The 15,236-nt window shown below is 72.7% G+C and carries 14 protein-coding genes; 11 read left to right on the forward strand and 3 right to left on the reverse strand.

Annotated elements, in window-relative coordinates; translation table 11 throughout:
* Nucleotides 1–25: 25 nt before the first annotated feature.
* From IE265_RS04615 to IE265_RS04635, 5 genes are all read left to right on the forward strand, one after another.
* Nucleotides 26–1,378 carry an SRPBCC family protein gene (locus IE265_RS04615; protein WP_190034011.1) on the forward strand — a complete coding sequence of 451 codons (1,353 nt, stop codon included), beginning with the start codon at nt 26–28 and terminating at the stop codon, nt 1,376–1,378.
* Nucleotides 1,379–1,465: 87 nt separating this feature from the next.
* Entirely contained in the window at nt 1,466–2,782 is a 1,317-nt protein-coding gene (locus IE265_RS04620; RefSeq protein WP_190034012.1) for an activator-dependent family glycosyltransferase, read from the forward strand.
* Entirely contained in the window at nt 2,783–3,400 is a 618-nt protein-coding gene (locus IE265_RS04625) for a dTDP-4-dehydrorhamnose 3,5-epimerase family protein (RefSeq protein WP_308434771.1), read from the forward strand.
* Nucleotides 3,388–4,344 carry an NAD-dependent epimerase/dehydratase family protein gene (locus tag IE265_RS04630; protein ID WP_229916028.1) on the forward strand — a complete coding sequence of 319 codons (957 nt, stop codon included), beginning with the start codon at nt 3,388–3,390 and terminating at the stop codon, nt 4,342–4,344. The genes IE265_RS04625 and IE265_RS04630 overlap by 13 nt, the downstream gene beginning before the upstream one ends.
* A 47-nt stretch (nt 4,345–4,391) precedes the next feature.
* The gene (locus IE265_RS04635) at nt 4,392–5,747 is read left to right on the forward strand and encodes an NDP-hexose 2,3-dehydratase family protein (protein WP_190034013.1); all 1,356 of its coding nucleotides are present in this window, start codon (nt 4,392–4,394) and stop codon (nt 5,745–5,747) included.
* 166 nt (nt 5,748–5,913) lie between these two features.
* On the opposite strand, the gene IE265_RS04640 is transcribed toward IE265_RS04635, so the two are convergent.
* Complete coding sequence (locus tag IE265_RS04640; protein WP_190034014.1) at nt 5,914–7,023, reverse strand: DegT/DnrJ/EryC1/StrS family aminotransferase; 1,110 nt, start codon at nt 7,021–7,023, stop codon at nt 5,914–5,916.
* A gap of 201 nt (nt 7,024–7,224) precedes the next feature.
* Between IE265_RS04640 and rfbA the strand changes: the two genes are divergently transcribed.
* Nucleotides 7,225–8,100, forward strand: a complete 876-nt coding sequence (rfbA, locus tag IE265_RS04645) for a glucose-1-phosphate thymidylyltransferase RfbA (RefSeq protein WP_190034015.1) — start codon at nt 7,225–7,227, stop codon at nt 8,098–8,100.
* A 12-nt stretch (nt 8,101–8,112) separates the two neighbouring features.
* Here rfbA and IE265_RS04650 read toward each other — a convergent pair whose 3' ends face one another.
* On the reverse strand, nt 8,113–8,829 hold the full coding sequence (locus IE265_RS04650) for a class I SAM-dependent methyltransferase (protein WP_190034016.1): 717 nt from the start codon (nt 8,827–8,829) through the stop codon (nt 8,113–8,115).
* Between the two features lie 70 nt (nt 8,830–8,899).
* Nucleotides 8,900–9,679, reverse strand: a complete 780-nt coding sequence (locus IE265_RS04655) for a cyclase family protein (RefSeq protein ID WP_190034017.1) — start codon at nt 9,677–9,679, stop codon at nt 8,900–8,902.
* Nucleotides 9,680–10,224: 545 nt separating this feature from the next.
* On the opposite strand from IE265_RS04655, the gene IE265_RS04660 reads away from it, so the two are divergent.
* From IE265_RS04660 to rfbB, 5 genes are all read left to right on the forward strand, one after another.
* Nucleotides 10,225–10,659 (forward strand): nuclear transport factor 2 family protein, encoded by a 435-nt coding sequence (locus IE265_RS04660; RefSeq protein ID WP_190034018.1) that lies wholly within the window; start codon nt 10,225–10,227, stop codon nt 10,657–10,659.
* Nucleotides 10,660–10,705: 46 nt separating this feature from the next.
* Complete coding sequence (locus tag IE265_RS04665; protein ID WP_190034019.1) at nt 10,706–11,476, forward strand: SDR family NAD(P)-dependent oxidoreductase; 771 nt, start codon at nt 10,706–10,708, stop codon at nt 11,474–11,476.
* Between the two features lie 22 nt (nt 11,477–11,498).
* The gene (locus IE265_RS04670; protein WP_190034020.1) at nt 11,499–12,821 is read left to right on the forward strand and encodes a cytochrome P450 family protein; all 1,323 of its coding nucleotides are present in this window, start codon (nt 11,499–11,501) and stop codon (nt 12,819–12,821) included.
* A gap of 64 nt (nt 12,822–12,885) precedes the next feature.
* On the forward strand, nt 12,886–14,256 hold the full coding sequence (locus IE265_RS04675; RefSeq protein ID WP_190034021.1) for an activator-dependent family glycosyltransferase: 1,371 nt from the start codon (nt 12,886–12,888) through the stop codon (nt 14,254–14,256).
* Nucleotides 14,244–15,212, forward strand: coding sequence for a dTDP-glucose 4,6-dehydratase (rfbB, locus tag IE265_RS04680; protein WP_190034022.1), 969 nt, complete (start codon nt 14,244–14,246; stop codon nt 15,210–15,212). Before IE265_RS04675 ends, rfbB begins: the two co-directional genes overlap by 13 nt.
* Nucleotides 15,213–15,236: the final 24 nt, after the last annotated feature.

The following is a 15,236-nucleotide window of genomic DNA, read 5'->3' on the forward strand; positions in this document are numbered from 1 at the left end:
CGCGGGCACACATGAGGGGACCAGCATGCCGCACAAGGTGCACAGGACCGAACACTCGATCACGGTGGCCGCGGCCCCGGAGGCCGTCTTCGGCCTGGTCGAACGGGCGGAGGACTGGCCGCACGTCTTTCCGCCGAGCCTGCACGTGGAGTACCTGGAGCGGTCCGGCGACGAGGAGCGCCTGCGGATCTGGGCCACCGCCAACGGCGAGGTCAAGTCCTGGACCTCGCGCCGTGAACTGGACCGCGCGGGACTGCGGATCCGGTTCCGCCAGGAGGTCTCCCAGGCGCCGGTGGCCGCCATGGGCGGGGAGTGGATCGTCGAGGCGCTGCCCGACGGCGGCAGCCGGGTGCGGCTGCTGCACGACTTCCGGGCCGTGGACGACCTGGAGCGGAACGTCACCTGGATCCTGGAGGCGATCGAGCGCAACAGCGCGGCCGAGCTGGCCGCGCTGGAGTCCGCCGCGCTGCGCGCCGGGACCGACGAGGCGCCCCACACCTTCGAGGACTCGGTGCGGATCGACGCCCCGGCCGAGGACGTACGCGCCTTCCTGCGGGACGCCGGCCGGTGGCAGGAGCGGCTCCCGCACGTCGCCCGGGTGCTGCTGAAGGAGGACACCCCCGACGTCCAGCACCTGGAGATGGACACGCGCGCCCCGGACGGCTCGACGCACACCACGGCCTCCGTACGGATCTGCCTGCCCGACGGGCGGATCGCGTACAAGCAGTCGCAGACCCCGGCCCTGATGTCCGTGCACACCGGGGAGTGGACGGTACGGGAGACCCCGTCAGGCTGCGTCGCGGTGTCCCGGCACACCGTGGTCGTCAACGCGGCGGCCGTCACCGCGGTCCTCGGCGCGACCGCGACCACCGCCGACGCCCGCGCGTTCATCCAGGACGCGCTGGGCGGCAACAGCACGATCACCATGCGGCACGCCAAGGCGTACGCGGAGGGCCGGGCCGGGACGGAGCCGGTGCCGCCCGACGTGTACGCCTCCCTCCAGCAGTTCTACGCCCGGCAGATGCGCCTCCTCGACGAGGGCGAGGGCGACGCCTGGGCGGCCACGTTCGCCGAGGACGGCGTCTTCGACCAGAGCACGTTCACCGAGCCGCTGCGCGGTCGTACGACGATCGCGGCGGCCGTGCGGGAACGGCCCGACGCGCCGCCCGGCACGGTGCGCCGGCACTGGCTGGGCCTGCCGGCCGCCTGGCGCTTCCCGGACGGTTCGGTGCGCACCGCCTACGACGCCCTGGTCGTCGCGACCGCGACGGGCGCGGCGCCCGTGATCCGGCTCAGCACCTCGTGCCGGGACGTCCTCGTCCAGGACGGGGACGGCTGGCTGGTGAGCCACCGGTATGTGGGCCACGACGGGCCGTGAGGTCCGCCGCCTCGGACAGCGCCGGTTCTCCGGGGGCCGCGCCGGCTCCCGGAGAACCGGCGTCACCATTCGCGAAAAGGGAGATCGATGAAGGTCCTGTTCACCACGTTCGCCGCGAAGTCCCATATGCATGCCCAGGTCCCGCTGGCCTGGGCCCTCCAGACCGCCGGACACGAGGTCCGCATCGCCAGCCAGCCGGACCTGGCGGAGGACATCACCCGTACCGGACTGACCGCCGTGTGCGTCGGTGAGCCGCTGCTCCTGGAGGAGCAGATGCAGCGGGTCAACGAGGGCCTGGGCGACGACGCCGAGATCATGGAGAGCCAGGCGGAAGCCGGGATGGACATGACGGAGACGCGTCCCGAGATGCTGACCTGGGACCACGTCCTCGGTGTGTTCACCTCGATGACCGCGATGGCCTTCCAGAACTCCTGCCCGGAACGCATGATCGACGACGTGGTCGCGTTCAGCCGCGAGTGGCAGCCGGACCTCGTCGTCTGGGACACGCTGTCGTTCGCGGGCCCGGTGGCCGCCAAGGTCACCGGAGCGGCCCACGCCCGGCTGCTGTTCGGGCTCGACCTGCTCGGGCGGATGCGCGAGACCTTCCTCGACCTCCAGTCGGAGCGGCTGCCGGAACTGCGTGACGACCCGCTGCGCGAGTGGCTGACGTGGACGCTCGGCCGGTACGGCGCGGAGTTCGACGAGGAGGTCGCCGTCGGCCAGTGGACCGTCGACCCGGTCCCGCCGTCGATGAGGTTCCCGGTGCGCCAGCCGTTCGTGCCGCTGCGCTACATCCCGTACAACGGGCAGGCGGTGGTGCCCGACTGGCTGCACGAGCCGCCGAAGAAGCGCCGGATCTGCCTGACGCTCGGAGTGGCGCACCGGGAGGTGCTGGACGGCGACCGCGCCTCGATCGGCCAGTTGGTCGAGGCGCTGGCCGAACTCGACGTCGAGGTGGTCGCGACGCTCAACGCCAAGCAGCTGTCGGGACTGCCGAAGCTGCCGGACAACGTCAGGGCCGTGGACTTCGTCCCGCTCAACGCGCTGCTGCCGACATGCTCCGCCGTCATCCACCACGGCGGCTCCGGCACCTTCCAGACCGCGCTGGCGCACGGCGTGCCGCAGCTCATCGTGCCCGACATGGTCTGGGACACGATCCACAAGGCGAAGCAGCTGGAGCGGTTCGGCGCCGGGCTCTACCTGCACGACGTGGACCACTACACCGCGCAGGACGTGCGCGACCACGTGACGCGCCTGCTGGACGAGCCGTCGTTCGCCGACAACTGCGCCCGGATCCGCCGGGAGATGGTGGGGACCCCGAGCCCCAACGACGTCGTCCCGCTGCTGGAGAAGCTGACCGCCGAGCACCGCGCCGCCCGCGGCACCACCCGAGGGGAGCAGTAGATGGGATCCGCCGTGCAGTACCGCGAGCTGGCCGTGTCCGGCGCGTACGCCTTCACGCCGCCCGTCTTCGAGGACGAGCGCGGCCTGTTCACCTCCCCGTACCAGGAGCCGGCGTTCGTCGAGGCCCTGGGCCACCCCCTGTTCCCCGTCGCGCAGTCGAACCACAGCTCGTCGCGTCGCGGCACCGTGCGCGGCATCCACTACACCGTGACCCCGCCGGGTGTGGCGAAGTACGTGTACTGCGCGCGGGGCCGCGCCATCGACATCGTGGTGGACATCCGCGTGGGCTCGCCCACCTTCGGCCGCTGGGACTCGTCCGTGCTGGACCCGCGGGGCTTCAGCGCCATGTACTTCCCGGTCGGCGTCGGGCACGCCTTCATCGCCCTGGAGGACGACACCGTGATGTCGTACATGCTCTCCGGGAGCTACGAGGCGCAGCACGAGCTGTCCCTCTCCCCGCTCGACCCCGAACTGGGCCTGCCGATCCCGCAGGACGTGGAGCCCCTGCTGTCCGCTCGGGACACGGCGGCGCCCCGGCTCGCGCAGGTGAAGGCGGAGGGCGGCCTGCCGGAGTACGACAAGTGCCGCCGGATCGAGGCCGCGCTGTGGCGGTCCTGAGCGGGGGCACCGGCGGTCCGCGGGCGGCCGGGTCCCGGGTCGCAGTGCTGGGGGCGACCGGCTGCGTGGGCCGCTGCGTCGTCGCCGCGCTGGCGCGCGAGGGCCATCAGGTCCTCGCGGTCGCCCGGCGCGGCGGGCCTGCGGTGGCGGAGCACGCCTTCGCCTCCGTGGACGTGGCGGCCGTCGCGCCGGGCGAACTCGCGGGACTGTTCGCCCGCTACGGGGTGCGTGCCGTGGTGAACGCCACGGGCGGCTGGGGCACGACCGAGGAGGAGATGCGGTACGCGCACATCACCCTCGTGGACCGGCTGCTCGACGCGGTGTCCCTGATGGAGGACCGGCCGCGGCTGGTCCACCTGGGGTCCATCCACGAGTACGGGCCGGTGCCCGAGCCGCTGGCCATCGGCGAGGACCGCGAGCCGGGGCCGGCCACGACGTACGCGCGCACGAAGCTGGCCGGCTCGGAGCTGGTGCTCGAAGCCACCCGGTCCGGCCGGGTGGAGGGGCTGGTGCTGCGGCCGGTGAACGTGTGCGGGCCGCGCACCACCCGGGCCAGCTTCCTCGGCGCGGTCGTCGGCAGACTGCGCGCGGCCGGTCCGGCCGACCCGGTGACGCTGCGGGTCGCGGACGCGCGGCGGGACTTCGTCGACGTCCGCGACCTGGCCGACGCCGTGGTGCTCGCGGTGGCCTCGCGGGCCACCGGCCGGGCGGTCAACATCGGCCGCGGCGAGGCCACTTCGATGCGCGAGCTGGTGGAGCTGCTGGCCGGCGCCGCGGGACTGCCCGCGGGGACGCTGCGCATCGAGGACGGGCCGATCGACAGCAAGGGCGGCGGCTGGACCCTGGCGGACATCCGGCTGGCCGGCGAACTGCTCGGCTGGAAGCCGCGTGTCCCGCTGGCCGAGGCGATGCGGGCGACCTGGGCCGAGCCCGCCGACGACTGAGCGCTTCAGACGGTCCGACACATCCCCTAGTACGAGGAGGAGTTCCGATGGCCGAACCCACGGCCGCCCGCATCGCCAGGTCGGCCGCGGCCCTGGAGAGCCCGCTGACCGATCTCGCCGGCTTCGACGACTGGTTCGCCGAGCACGGCCGGTCGATACGCACGACGGCCGAGCGCATACCGCTGGCGGCGATGGAGAACTGGTACCAGACGCCGGTCACCGGTGATCTGCGGCACCGCAGCGGCAAGTTCTTCACCGTCCACGGTCTGCGGGTGCACTCCCCGGGGAGCGCGGTGCCCTGGTGGGACCAGCCCATCATCGACCAGCCCGAGGTGGGCATCCTGGGCATCCTGGTCAAGGAGTTCGACGGGGTGCCGCACTTCCTGATGCAGGCCAAGGCCGAACCGGGCAACCCCGGCGGGCTCCAGCTGTCCCCCACGGTCCAGGCGACCCGCAGCAACTACACCGGCGTCCACCGGGGCAAGCCGGTGCCGTACGTGGACTACTTCCGGGACACGTCCCGGCACCGGGTGGTCGCGGACGTGCGTCAGTCGGAGCAGGGTGCCTGGTTCTACCGCAAGCGCAACCGCAACATGGTCGTGGAGACGACCGGGGAGGTCGAAGTCCTCGAAGGGTTCCGCTGGTTCACCCTGGGGCAGCTCCACCTGCTGCTGTCGCGCCACGACATCGTCAACATGGACGCGCGGACGGTGATGTCGTGCCTGCCGCACGCCTCCCGCCCGGAGGGCTCGCTGCACCGCACGACCGACGTGCTGAGCTGGATCAACGGCGCCCGCTCGCTCACCACGATCGACACCGAGCGGATCGCGCTGCGCGGACTGGACGAGTGGCGGCACACGGACATGGGCCACTCGCACGAGAGCGGCGGCTTCTTCGACGTCATCGGGGTGTCCGTGACGGCACGCGGGCGCGAGGTGGGCGGCTGGCACCAGCCCATGATCGAGCCGCACGGCACGGGCGTCATCGCCTTCCTGGTACGGGAGATCGACGGGGTGCCGCACGCGCTGCTGCACGCGCGCACCGAGCCCGGTTACGCGGATGTGGTGGAGCTGGCCCCCACCGTGCAGTGCGTGCCGGAGAACTACGCCTGGCTGCCGCCCGCCGCCCGGCCCCGCCACCTCGACGAGGTACTGGCGGCCGGGCCCGACCGCATCCTCTTCGACACCGTGCTCTCCGAGGAGGGGGGCCGCTTCTTCCACGCCCGCAACCGCTACCTGATCGTGGACAGTGACGTCCCCGAGGACCCCGGCCACCCCGACTTCCGCTGGCTGTCGATGGACCAGCTGACCCGGCTGCTCCGGCACAGCCACTACCTCAATGTGCAGGCCCGCAGCCTGGTGGCGTGCATGCGCAGCCTGGAGGCGACGCGGGACTCCGCCTGAACCGGGCCGGGACGGCGGCAGCGGAGTCCGACCGCGCCGCCGGCGTCCCGGACGGCCGGGCCCGGCCGTCCGCGGGCCCGCCGCACGTGCCGGAAGCCCGGCGGGATCCCTCCGCCGGGCTTCCGACGCGTGCGGTGGGTGCGTACCGGGGCGGCACCGCACGGGCTCAGAGGCCGTCCAGCACGTCGCGCACCGCGCCGATCACCTTGTCCTGGACGTCCGGCGCGAGCGCCGGGTACATGGGGAGCGAGAAGATCTGGCCGGCCAGTTCCTCGGTCACGGGCAGCGAGCCCGCGGGGAAGCCGAGGTGGGCGAAGCCGGACATGGTGTGCACCGGCCAGGGATAGCTGATGTTCAGCTCGATGTCGTACGCCTTGAGGGCCTTGATGATGTCGTCGCGCCTGGGGTGGCGCACCGTGTAGACGTAGTACACGTGCTCGTTGCCGGGCACGGTGTGCGGGAGCACCAGGTCCGTGTCGCCCAGCCCTTCCTCGTACCGCCGTGCGACGGCGCGCCGCCCCTCGGCGTACGTGTCGAGCCGGCGCAGTTTGCGCCGCAGGATCTCGGCCTGGACCTCGTCCAGCCGGGAGTTGTGGCCCGGCGTGCCGACGACGTAGTACCGCTCCTCCATGCCGTAGTAGCGCAGGCGGCGCAGGGCCCGGTCGGTGTCGTCCCGGGAGGTCACCACGGCGCCTCCGTCGCCGTACGCGCCGAGCACCTTCGTGGGGTAGAAGGAGAAGGCGGCGGCGTCGCCGGTGGTGCCGGCGAGCCGGCCGTCGCGGCGGGCCGCGTGGGCCTGCGCGCAGTCCTCGACGAGCAGCAGGTCGTGCTCGGCGGCGAGCCGCTCCAGCGGCGCCAGGTCGACGCACTGCCCGTAGAGGTGGACCGGGAGCAGGCACCGGGTGCGGGGGGTGAGGACGGAGGCCACCTGCGCGGTGTCCATGAGGTAGCTGTCCCGGTCGATGTCGACGAACACCGGGGTCGCGCCCACCGAGTCGATGGCGACCACGGTCGGGGCCGCGGTGTTGGACACGGTGACGACCTCGTCCCCGGGGCCGACGCCGAGCGCCTGGAGGGCCAGCTTGATCGCGTTGGTGCCGTTGTCGACGCCCACGCAGTGGGCCGCGCCGTGGTAGGCGGCGAACTCCCGCTCGAAGCCGCGCACGCTGTCGCCGAGGACGAGCTGGCCGGACTCGAAGACCGTCTCCACCGCGTCGAGAATGTCGGCGCGTTCGTTCTCGTATTCCTGTCGGTAGTCCCACACGAGAGTCGTCATTAATTCTTTTCCCTCCCATTGCCGATGCCTTGCCGCAGGGCGTCACCATCCCCTCGCAGCACATCACATTGCCGGGGAAATCCACAACCCTTGAATTCCCTCTATTCCCGATGGAATTTCCCTGGACCTGGGCAGTTCTTTCTTGCTGCCGAGCGAGCCCCGTCGTTAGCATGAGCATAAATCGAGGACAGGGGCATACCCATGAAGGGGATTATTCTCGCCGGCGGTTCGGGATCGAGGCTCCATCCGATAACCGCCTCCGTTTCGAAACAGCTCCTTCCGGTCGGCGACAAACCGATGATCTACTATCCGCTGTCCGTGCTGATGCTGGCGGACATCAGGGAGATCCTGCTCATCTGCACCGAGCGCGATCTGGAGCAGTTCCGCAGGCTTCTCGGGGACGGCTCACAACTCGGCGTGCGCATCGACTACGCGGTGCAGAACCGGCCGGCCGGCCTGGCCGAGGCGTTCGTGATCGGCGCCGACCACGTGGGCGACGACGACGTGGCCCTCGTCCTGGGGGACAACATCTTCCACGGCCACCACTTCTACGACCTGCTCCAGAGCAATGTGCGGGACGTCCAGGGGTGTGTGCTGTTCGGCTACCCGGTGGAGGACCCGGAGCGGTACGGAGTGGGCGAGACCGACGCGTCGGGCCGCCTGGTCTCCCTGGAGGAGAAGCCGGCCCGGCCGCGCTCCGATCTCGCGATCACCGGTCTCTACCTGTACGACAACGAAGTGGTGGACATCGCCAAGAACCTCCGCCCTTCGGCACGCGGCGAACTGGAGATCACCGACGTCAACCGGAATTACCTGGCCCGCGGCCGAGCCCGACTGGTCGACCTCGGCCGCGGATTCGCCTGGCTGGACGCGGGAACTCCGGAATCACTGCTCCAGGCCGCCCAGTACGTGCGCACTCTCGAGGAGAGGCAGGGCGTGCGCATCGCCTGCATCGAGGAGGTCGCACTGCGCATGGGATTCATCGACGCGGAGAGCTGCCACCGGCTCGGCGAGCGGATGCCGCAGTCGGGATACGGCCAGTACGTGATGTCGGTGGCCCGCGAAATGTCACCCTGACCCGCCGGCCGGTCAGCGTGCTTCGCGCACGCCGACGAAGAGACCGCGACCCGTCGGGCCGTCCTCCATGAATTCGACGGAGCAGCCCGCGTCGGTGAACGCGGAGACGTACTCGTCCTTCGTGAAGAGCGTCAGGACGTCGATCTCCGTGAACTGCTGGATGCCCGCGGCGTCCCCGACGGTGAAGCGGACCTCCATGCGGGTGGCCCGGCCCTTGCGGGTGGTGTGCGAGATCCGCGCCACGGTGCGGTGCTCCTCACGGGCCAGGTCACCCGCCACATAGCCCTCGATGAAGTTCTCGGGGAACCACCAGGGTTCGACCACCAGCACGCCGCCGGGCTCCAGATGGTCGGCCATGGACCGCACGGCGGCCCGCATGTCGTCCAGCGTCTCCAGGTAGCCGATCGCGCAGAACATGCAGCTCACCGCCGAGAACGTGCGGCCGAGCCGGAAGTCGCGCATGTCGCCTGCGTGCACGACGGTGCCGGGCAGCCGCTGCTCGGCGAGCCGCCTCATCGGCTCGGCTATCTCCAGCCCCTCGGCCACCTTGAACAGCGTGCTGAACACGCTGAGATGGGCGCCCGTGCCACAGGCGACGTCGAGCAGCGAGTCGGCCCCCGGACGGCGTTCCCCGATGATCCGGGAGACGTCACGCGCCTCCTCCGTCCAGTCCTTCCCCCGACTCCGGTAGATGGCCTCGTACACGTCTGCGAGTTCCCGGCCGTACATGTCCGTCTCCTCCCGTAGTGGCCCCGCTGGGCCCGTGCTGCGTTCCGCCGTCGCGCGCCGCGCCGTCCGCTCACTCGTCGACCAGCGCCACCGCCCTCGTCCAGCCGGCGCCCGCGCCGGCGATCCGGATCGGGAAGCACGCCACCCGGAAGCCGTGCGCGGCGGGCAGCCGGTCGAGTCCCGCGAGCCGTTCCACCTGGCAGTACTCCCGGTCCCGCCCGATGAAGTGGGCGGGCCACAGCACCGAGCGGTCACCGGTCTCCCGGTAGCGCGTGATGATGTCGCCGAACGGGGCGTCGAGGCTGAACGCGTCGGTGCCGATCACCCGCACGCCCAGGTCCAGCAGCAGATGGACGGCGGACCCGTCGAGCCCCGTGAAGTCCGTGAAGTACTTCCGGGTGCCGGACCACGCGTCGGCGCCGGTCCGCAGCAGCACGATGTCCATGGGCGACGGGGTGCGGCCGATCCGGTCCATCTCCCGCCGCAGCACGTCGGCGCCGACCGCTCCCGTGCCCTGGTCGCTCACGTCGAGCAGGACCGCGGGCCGGAAGAACCAGTCGAGCGGCATCTCGTCGATGTGCCGGGGAGGGCCGTCCCGGTACGAGGCGCGCGTGCCGTAGTGCGACGGCGCGTCGACGTGCGTACCGGTGTGGGTCGTGAGCTGGAGCCGGTCGAGCGAGAGGAACTCGCCCTCGGGCAGTTCCGCCGGGTCGAAGTCGATCCCGAAGTGCTCACGCATCTCCTCGCTCATGTGCGTGGCGGCCTCCGCGGGCCCCAGCACGTCGTGCACCACGGGATCGGGCTCGAAACCCGCCCCGTCCACGGGTGACGACAGGTCGATGATGCGCACACGTGCCTCCCGGCGATGGATTCCTGCGAGCCAGCCCATGGTCACCAGCGCGCCTACAGAAGCGTTGGAGCCTGGCTGAACGGCCCCGCGGGCCGCGCCCCGTGCCCGCCGCGCGTGCACGGCCTCCCGACGACGCGGGACCGACCGGGGCGGCGCCCCCGGTTCACGGACCGGAACCCGGAACCCACCCCGCGAACGCACCGCCACGACCCGGAGCCCGGCCCTCGAAACGCCACGCCACGCCCCCGGAACCCGTCCCGCGAACGCGACAGCAGGACCCCGGAGGCCCCGGAGGCAGCCCGCACCCCGCCACCCCGCGGCCCGCCCGCACCGCTCCCCCGCACGGGCCCGCGAGATCCGGCGAGATCCCGCGAGGTCCCGCGAGGTCCCGCGAGGTCCCGCGAGGTCCCGACAAACGGCGGCGGCCACCCGTTCCGCGCCGCGCTCAATCGATTCTGGACGGACCACTGAAACCGTCGTGGCACTTCACCGGGCCCGGGACCACACGCGGCCCCGGACAGCGGGAACGGCGGAAGGGACACGGCATGGCAGCACAGGCCCCGACGGCCCCGGCGGACGTCTACGCCGAGGTGCAGCACTTCTACGCACGGCAGATGAGGTACCTGGACTCGGGCGAGGCCGAGACCTGGGCCCGCACCTTCACGGAGGACGGCTCGTTCGCGCCCCCCTCGCTCCCGGAGCCGGTGCGCGGGCGCGCGGCGCTCACCGCGGGCGCCCGCGGCACCGCGGCGGGACTCGCCGACGCCCAGGAGCAGCACCGCCACTGGGTCGGCATGCTCACCGTCACCCCGTCGGACGACGGCTCGCTGACAGCCGAGAGCCAGGTCTCGATCGTCGCCGTGCCCCGGGGCGGCCCCGCCCGGCTGCACCTGGTGTGCGTGTGCCGGGACGTCCTGGTGCGCGAGGACGGCGAACTCCTGGTCCGTGAACGGGTGGTGACCCGTGACGACAGGCCGTAGCGGGGAGTCGATCGCGAATCGAGCGGCGCGACCCACGGTCCGGAGCATGAGCCCGACCACGGACGCGACCACGCCCCGAGGCGTCGTGGTGACCGGCGGCGGGACCGGTATCGGACGGGCCGTGGCCCGTGCCTTCGCCGACCGCGGCGACCGCGTACTGATCGTGGGCCGCACGCCCGCGACCCTGGCGGGGACCGCCGAGGGCCACCCCGGCATCACCGTCCTCACCGCCGACCTCACCGCCCCCGACACCCCGCGAGCCGTCACCGACACGGCCCTGGACACGTTCGGGCGCATCGACGTCCTGGTGAACAACGCGGCCACCGGCGGATTCGCCTCGCTCGCGGAGACCAAGCGGGAAACCGCGGGCGAACAGCTCGACAGCAACCTGCTGGCCCCGCTGCTGCTCACCCGGCAGGCCCTGGACGCACTCGCGGCGGACGGCGGCGGAACCGTGCTGAACATCGGCTCGGCCGGAGCCCTGGGCCGCCGCGCCTGGCCGGAGAACGGCGTGTACGGCGCCGCCAAGGCCGGCCTCGACTTCCTCACCCGGACCTGGGCGGTGGAACTGGCGCCGCGCGGCGTCCGGGTCCTCGGACTGGCGCCCGGTGTGATCGACACCGGCATCGGCGAACGGTCCGGCATGTCGCGGGAGGCCTACGAGGGCTTCCTCCGGCAGATCGCCGCGCGCGTTCCGGCCGGACGCGTCGGCCGCCCCGAGGACATCGCCTGGTGGGCCGTCCAGCTCACCGACCCGCGGGCCGCCTACGCGACCGGAGCGGTGCTCGCGGTCGACGGCGGCCTGTCCCTCACCTGAACACGTCCCGAAGGAGACTGCCGTGCAGACACGGACACCCGCGGAAACCGAAGAGGCCCAGCAGACCGACAGCGAACTGGGCCGACACCTCCTGACCGCCCGCGGCTTCCACTGGATCTACGGAACCAGCGGCGACCCGTACGCCCTGACGCTCCGCTCGGAGAGCGACGACCCCGCCCTGCTGGCCCGCCGGATCCGGGAATCCGAGGCACCGCTGTGGCAGAGCGCGGCCGGTGCCTGGGTCACCGGCCGGCACGCCCTCGCCGCCGAGATCCTGGCCGACTCCCGGCTCGGCCTGCGGCACGCCGACCTGCCGGGCCCGCAGCGCCACGTGTTCTCGGACGCGTGGAGCAATCCGCTGCTGTGCCACATCGTCCCGCTGGACCGGGCGTTCCTGCACGCGTCGAACGCCGACCACGCGCGCTGGGAGCGGTCGGCGGCCCCCGTGCTGGGCGCGACCGCCGCCGAGGGCCACCGCAAGCCCGCCGACCGCCTGCACCTGGAGGCGGCGGACGGACTCGGCGACGCCTTCGACCTGATGGCGGACTACTCCCGTCCGGTGGCCGTCGCGGCCGCGGCGGCGCTGCTCGGCGTGCCGACCGCGCAGCAGGCCCGCTTCTCCGCCGCGTGCCTGTCGCTCGGTGTCGCGCTCGACGCCGCGCTGTGCCCCCAGACGCTCGCCGTGACCCGCCGCCTCACCGCGGCGATCGAGGACGTACGCGCACTCGTCGGCGACCTCGTCGCGGCGCGGCGGGCCGAGCCCGGCGACGACCTGCTCAGCACGGTGCTGCGTGCCGACGCGTCCGCCGAGTCGGCCGCGCGGGACGCGCTCGCGGTGGGCGTGCTGACCGCCGCGGTGGGCGTCGAGTTCACCGCGGGGCTCGTCAACAACGCGCTGGAGTCGCTGCTCGCCGATCCCGTGCAGTGGGCGCGTCTCGGCGAGAGCCCGGAGCTGGCGGCCGGGGCCGTGGAGGAGACACTGCGGCACGCGCCGCCGGTGCGGCTGGAGAGCCGTATCGCGGCCGAGGACCTGACGCTCGGCGGCCAGGCCGTTCCCGCGGGAGCCCAGGTCGTCGTGCACGTCGGAGCGGCCAACCGGGACCCGGCGGCCTTCCTCGCCCCCGACCGCTTCGACCTCACCAGGCCCACCGGGCAGGGGCAGTTGTCGCTCTCCGGGCGGCACACCGCGCTGTTCGGGGCGTTCGCGCGCCTCCAGGCGGAGGCCGCGGTGCGCGCTCTGCGCGAGCGCCACCCCCGCCTGACGCCGGCCGGCGGGGTCCAGCGGCGGATGCGCTCCCCCGTCCTGGGCGGAGTCCTGCGGTTCCCCCTGACCACCTCCGCGTGACGGCCCGCCGGCCCGGGCCTTCACGGCCCGGGTCCTCGGCGGGACCGCACAGAAAGGACCGACCATGAAGGTTCTGCTCACGTCCTTCGCGATGGACGCGCACTTCAACGGGTCCGTACCGCTGGCCTGGGCGCTACGGGCCGCCGGGCACGAGGTACGGGTGGCGAGCCAGCCCTCGCTGACGGGGAGCATCACGGCGGCCGGCCTGACCGCCGTCCCCGTCGGCGCGGACCACCGGCTGGACGAGATGGTCAAGGGCGTGGGCGACTCCGTGCTGTCCCACCACGCCGACCAGTCCCTGGACCCCGACGAGCCCGGACAGCTCACCCCGGCCTTCCTCAAGGGCTGGGACACGATGATGACGGCCACGTTCTTCACGCTGGTCAACGACGACCCGATGGTGGACGAACTCGTGGCGTTCGCCCGCGACTGGGAGCCCGACCTCGTCCTGTGGGAGCCGTTCACGTTCGCGGGCGCGGTGGCCGCGAGGGCCACCGGCGCGGCCCACGCGCGGCTGCTGTCGTTCCCCGACCTGTTCATGTCGATGCGCCGGGCCTTCCTCGCGCAGATCGGCGCCGACCCCGCCGCCGACGGCGGGGCGGCCGGGATGAGCGGGATGAGCGGGACGAGCGGGGCCGACGGGAGGGCCCACCCCGAGGACTCCCTCGGCCAGTGGCTGGAGTGGACGCTCGGCCGCCACGGCCTGTCCTTCGACGAGGAGGCCGTGACGGGCCAGTGGTCGGTGGACCAGGTGCCGCGCAGCTTCCGCCCGCCCTCGGACGGCCCGACGGTGGGCATGCGGTACGTCCCGTACAACGGGCCGGTGCCCGCCGTCGTGCCCGACTGGCTGCGCGTCCCGCCGACGCGTCCGCGGGTCTGCGTCACGCTGGGACTGACGGCCCGGACCTCCGAGTTCCCGAACGCCGTCCCGGTGGACGTCGTGCTGAAGGCCGTCGAGGGGCTCGACATCGAGGTGGTCGCCACGCTCGACGCGCAGGAGCGCGCGCTGCTGACCCACGTGCCGGAGAACGTGCGGCTGGTGGACCACGTGCCCCTGCACGCGCTGCTGCCGACCTGCTCGGCGATCGTGCACCACGGCGGCGCCGGCACCTGGTCGACGGCGCTCGTCGAGGGTGTCCCGCAGATCGCGATGGGCTGGATCTGGGACGCGATCGACCGGGCGCGGCGCCAGCAGGAGCTGGGCGCCGGCCTCCATCTGCCCTCGCACGACGTGACGGTGGAGGGGCTGCGGAGCAGGCTCGTGCGGGTTCTCGAGGAGCCCTCGTTCGCGACGGCGGCGGCGCGGCTGCGCGCCGAGGCCGAGGCGGAGCCGACTCCGGCGCGGATCGTCCCCGTACTGGAGCGGCTGACCGCCCAGCACCGCGCCCACGGCGGCCTGCGGCCGGGAGGTGTGTCCGCGGCATGCGCGTCCTGATCACCGGCGGTGCCGGCTTCATCGGATCCCACTACGTCCGTGCCCTGCTGGGCGGCGACCTGCCGGGGCCCCGGCCGAGCCGGGTCACGGTCGTCGACCTCCTCACGTACGCGGGGGACATCGACAACCTGCCCCTGCCCGACCCGCGGCTGGACTTCCACCGCGTCGACATCCGGGACCTGGACGCGCTGCTGAAGGTGCTCCCGGGCCACGACGCGGTCGTGCACTTCGCGGCCGAGAGCCATGTCGACCGCTCGCTGACCGGGGCGGCGGAGTTCGTCAGCACCAATGTGCTGGGCACCCAGTCCCTGCTGGAGGCGAGCCTGCGCTGCGGGGTCGGGACGTTCGTGCACGTCTCGACGGACGAGGTCTACGGGTCGATCGCCGAGGGGACCTGGACGGAGGAGGAGCCGCTGCGGCCCAACTCCCCCTACGCGGCGTCGAAGGCGGGCAGTGACCTGATCGCACGGTCCTACTGGGTCACCCACGGGCTCGACGTGCGCACGACGCGCTGCGCCAACAACTACGGCCCGCGGCAGCACCCGGAGAAGCTCATCCCGCTGTTCGTCACCGAGCTGCTGGCCGGCCGCCAGGTGCCGCTGTACGGGGACGGCGGCAACGTGAGGGAGTGGCTGCACGTGGACGACCACTGCCGAGCCGTGCACGCCGTGCTGACCGGCGGCCGGGCCGGGGAGGTCTACAACATCGGCGGCGGCACGCATCTGACGAACCGTGAGATGACGGGCAAGCTCCTCGACCTGTGCGGAGCCGACTGGTCCCGGGTACGGCGGGTGCCCGACCGCAAGGGGCACGACCTGCGGTACGCCGTGGACGACTCGAAGATCCGCAGGGAGCTGGGCTACCGGCCGCTGAGGTCCCTGGACGACGGCCTGCGCGAGGTCGTCGAGTGGTACCGCGCCCGGTCGGGCCGGCCCGAGACGGCCGAACGCGTGTGAGCGGCGGGTCCCGTCGTGCGGAGG

Source organism: Streptomyces fructofermentans (genome assembly GCF_014651055.1).
Classification (GTDB): domain Bacteria; phylum Actinomycetota; class Actinomycetes; order Streptomycetales; family Streptomycetaceae; genus Streptomyces; species Streptomyces fructofermentans.

What these genes read in the sequence shown, in the direction of transcription:
- IE265_RS04640 (WP_190034014.1), bottom strand. Translation starts at nt 7,023, where the DNA reads ATGACGACTCTCGTGTGGGACTACCGACAGGAATACGAGAACGAACGC.
- IE265_RS04625 (WP_308434771.1), top strand. Translation starts at nt 2,783, where the DNA reads ATGGGATCCGCCGTGCAGTACCGCGAGCTGGCCGTGTCCGGCGCGTAC.
- rfbB (WP_190034022.1), top strand. Translation starts at nt 14,244, where the DNA reads ATGCGCGTCCTGATCACCGGCGGTGCCGGCTTCATCGGATCCCACTAC.
- IE265_RS04675 (WP_190034021.1), top strand. Translation starts at nt 12,886, where the DNA reads ATGAAGGTTCTGCTCACGTCCTTCGCGATGGACGCGCACTTCAACGGG.
- IE265_RS04665 (WP_190034019.1), top strand. Translation starts at nt 10,706, where the DNA reads ATGAGCCCGACCACGGACGCGACCACGCCCCGAGGCGTCGTGGTGACC.
- IE265_RS04615 (WP_190034011.1), top strand. Translation starts at nt 26, where the DNA reads ATGCCGCACAAGGTGCACAGGACCGAACACTCGATCACGGTGGCCGCG.
- IE265_RS04635 (WP_190034013.1), top strand. Translation starts at nt 4,392, where the DNA reads ATGGCCGAACCCACGGCCGCCCGCATCGCCAGGTCGGCCGCGGCCCTG.
- IE265_RS04620 (WP_190034012.1), top strand. Translation starts at nt 1,466, where the DNA reads ATGAAGGTCCTGTTCACCACGTTCGCCGCGAAGTCCCATATGCATGCC.
- IE265_RS04660 (WP_190034018.1), top strand. Translation starts at nt 10,225, where the DNA reads ATGGCAGCACAGGCCCCGACGGCCCCGGCGGACGTCTACGCCGAGGTG.
- IE265_RS04650 (WP_190034016.1), bottom strand. Translation starts at nt 8,829, where the DNA reads ATGTACGGCCGGGAACTCGCAGACGTGTACGAGGCCATCTACCGGAGT.
- rfbA (WP_190034015.1), top strand. Translation starts at nt 7,225, where the DNA reads ATGAAGGGGATTATTCTCGCCGGCGGTTCGGGATCGAGGCTCCATCCG.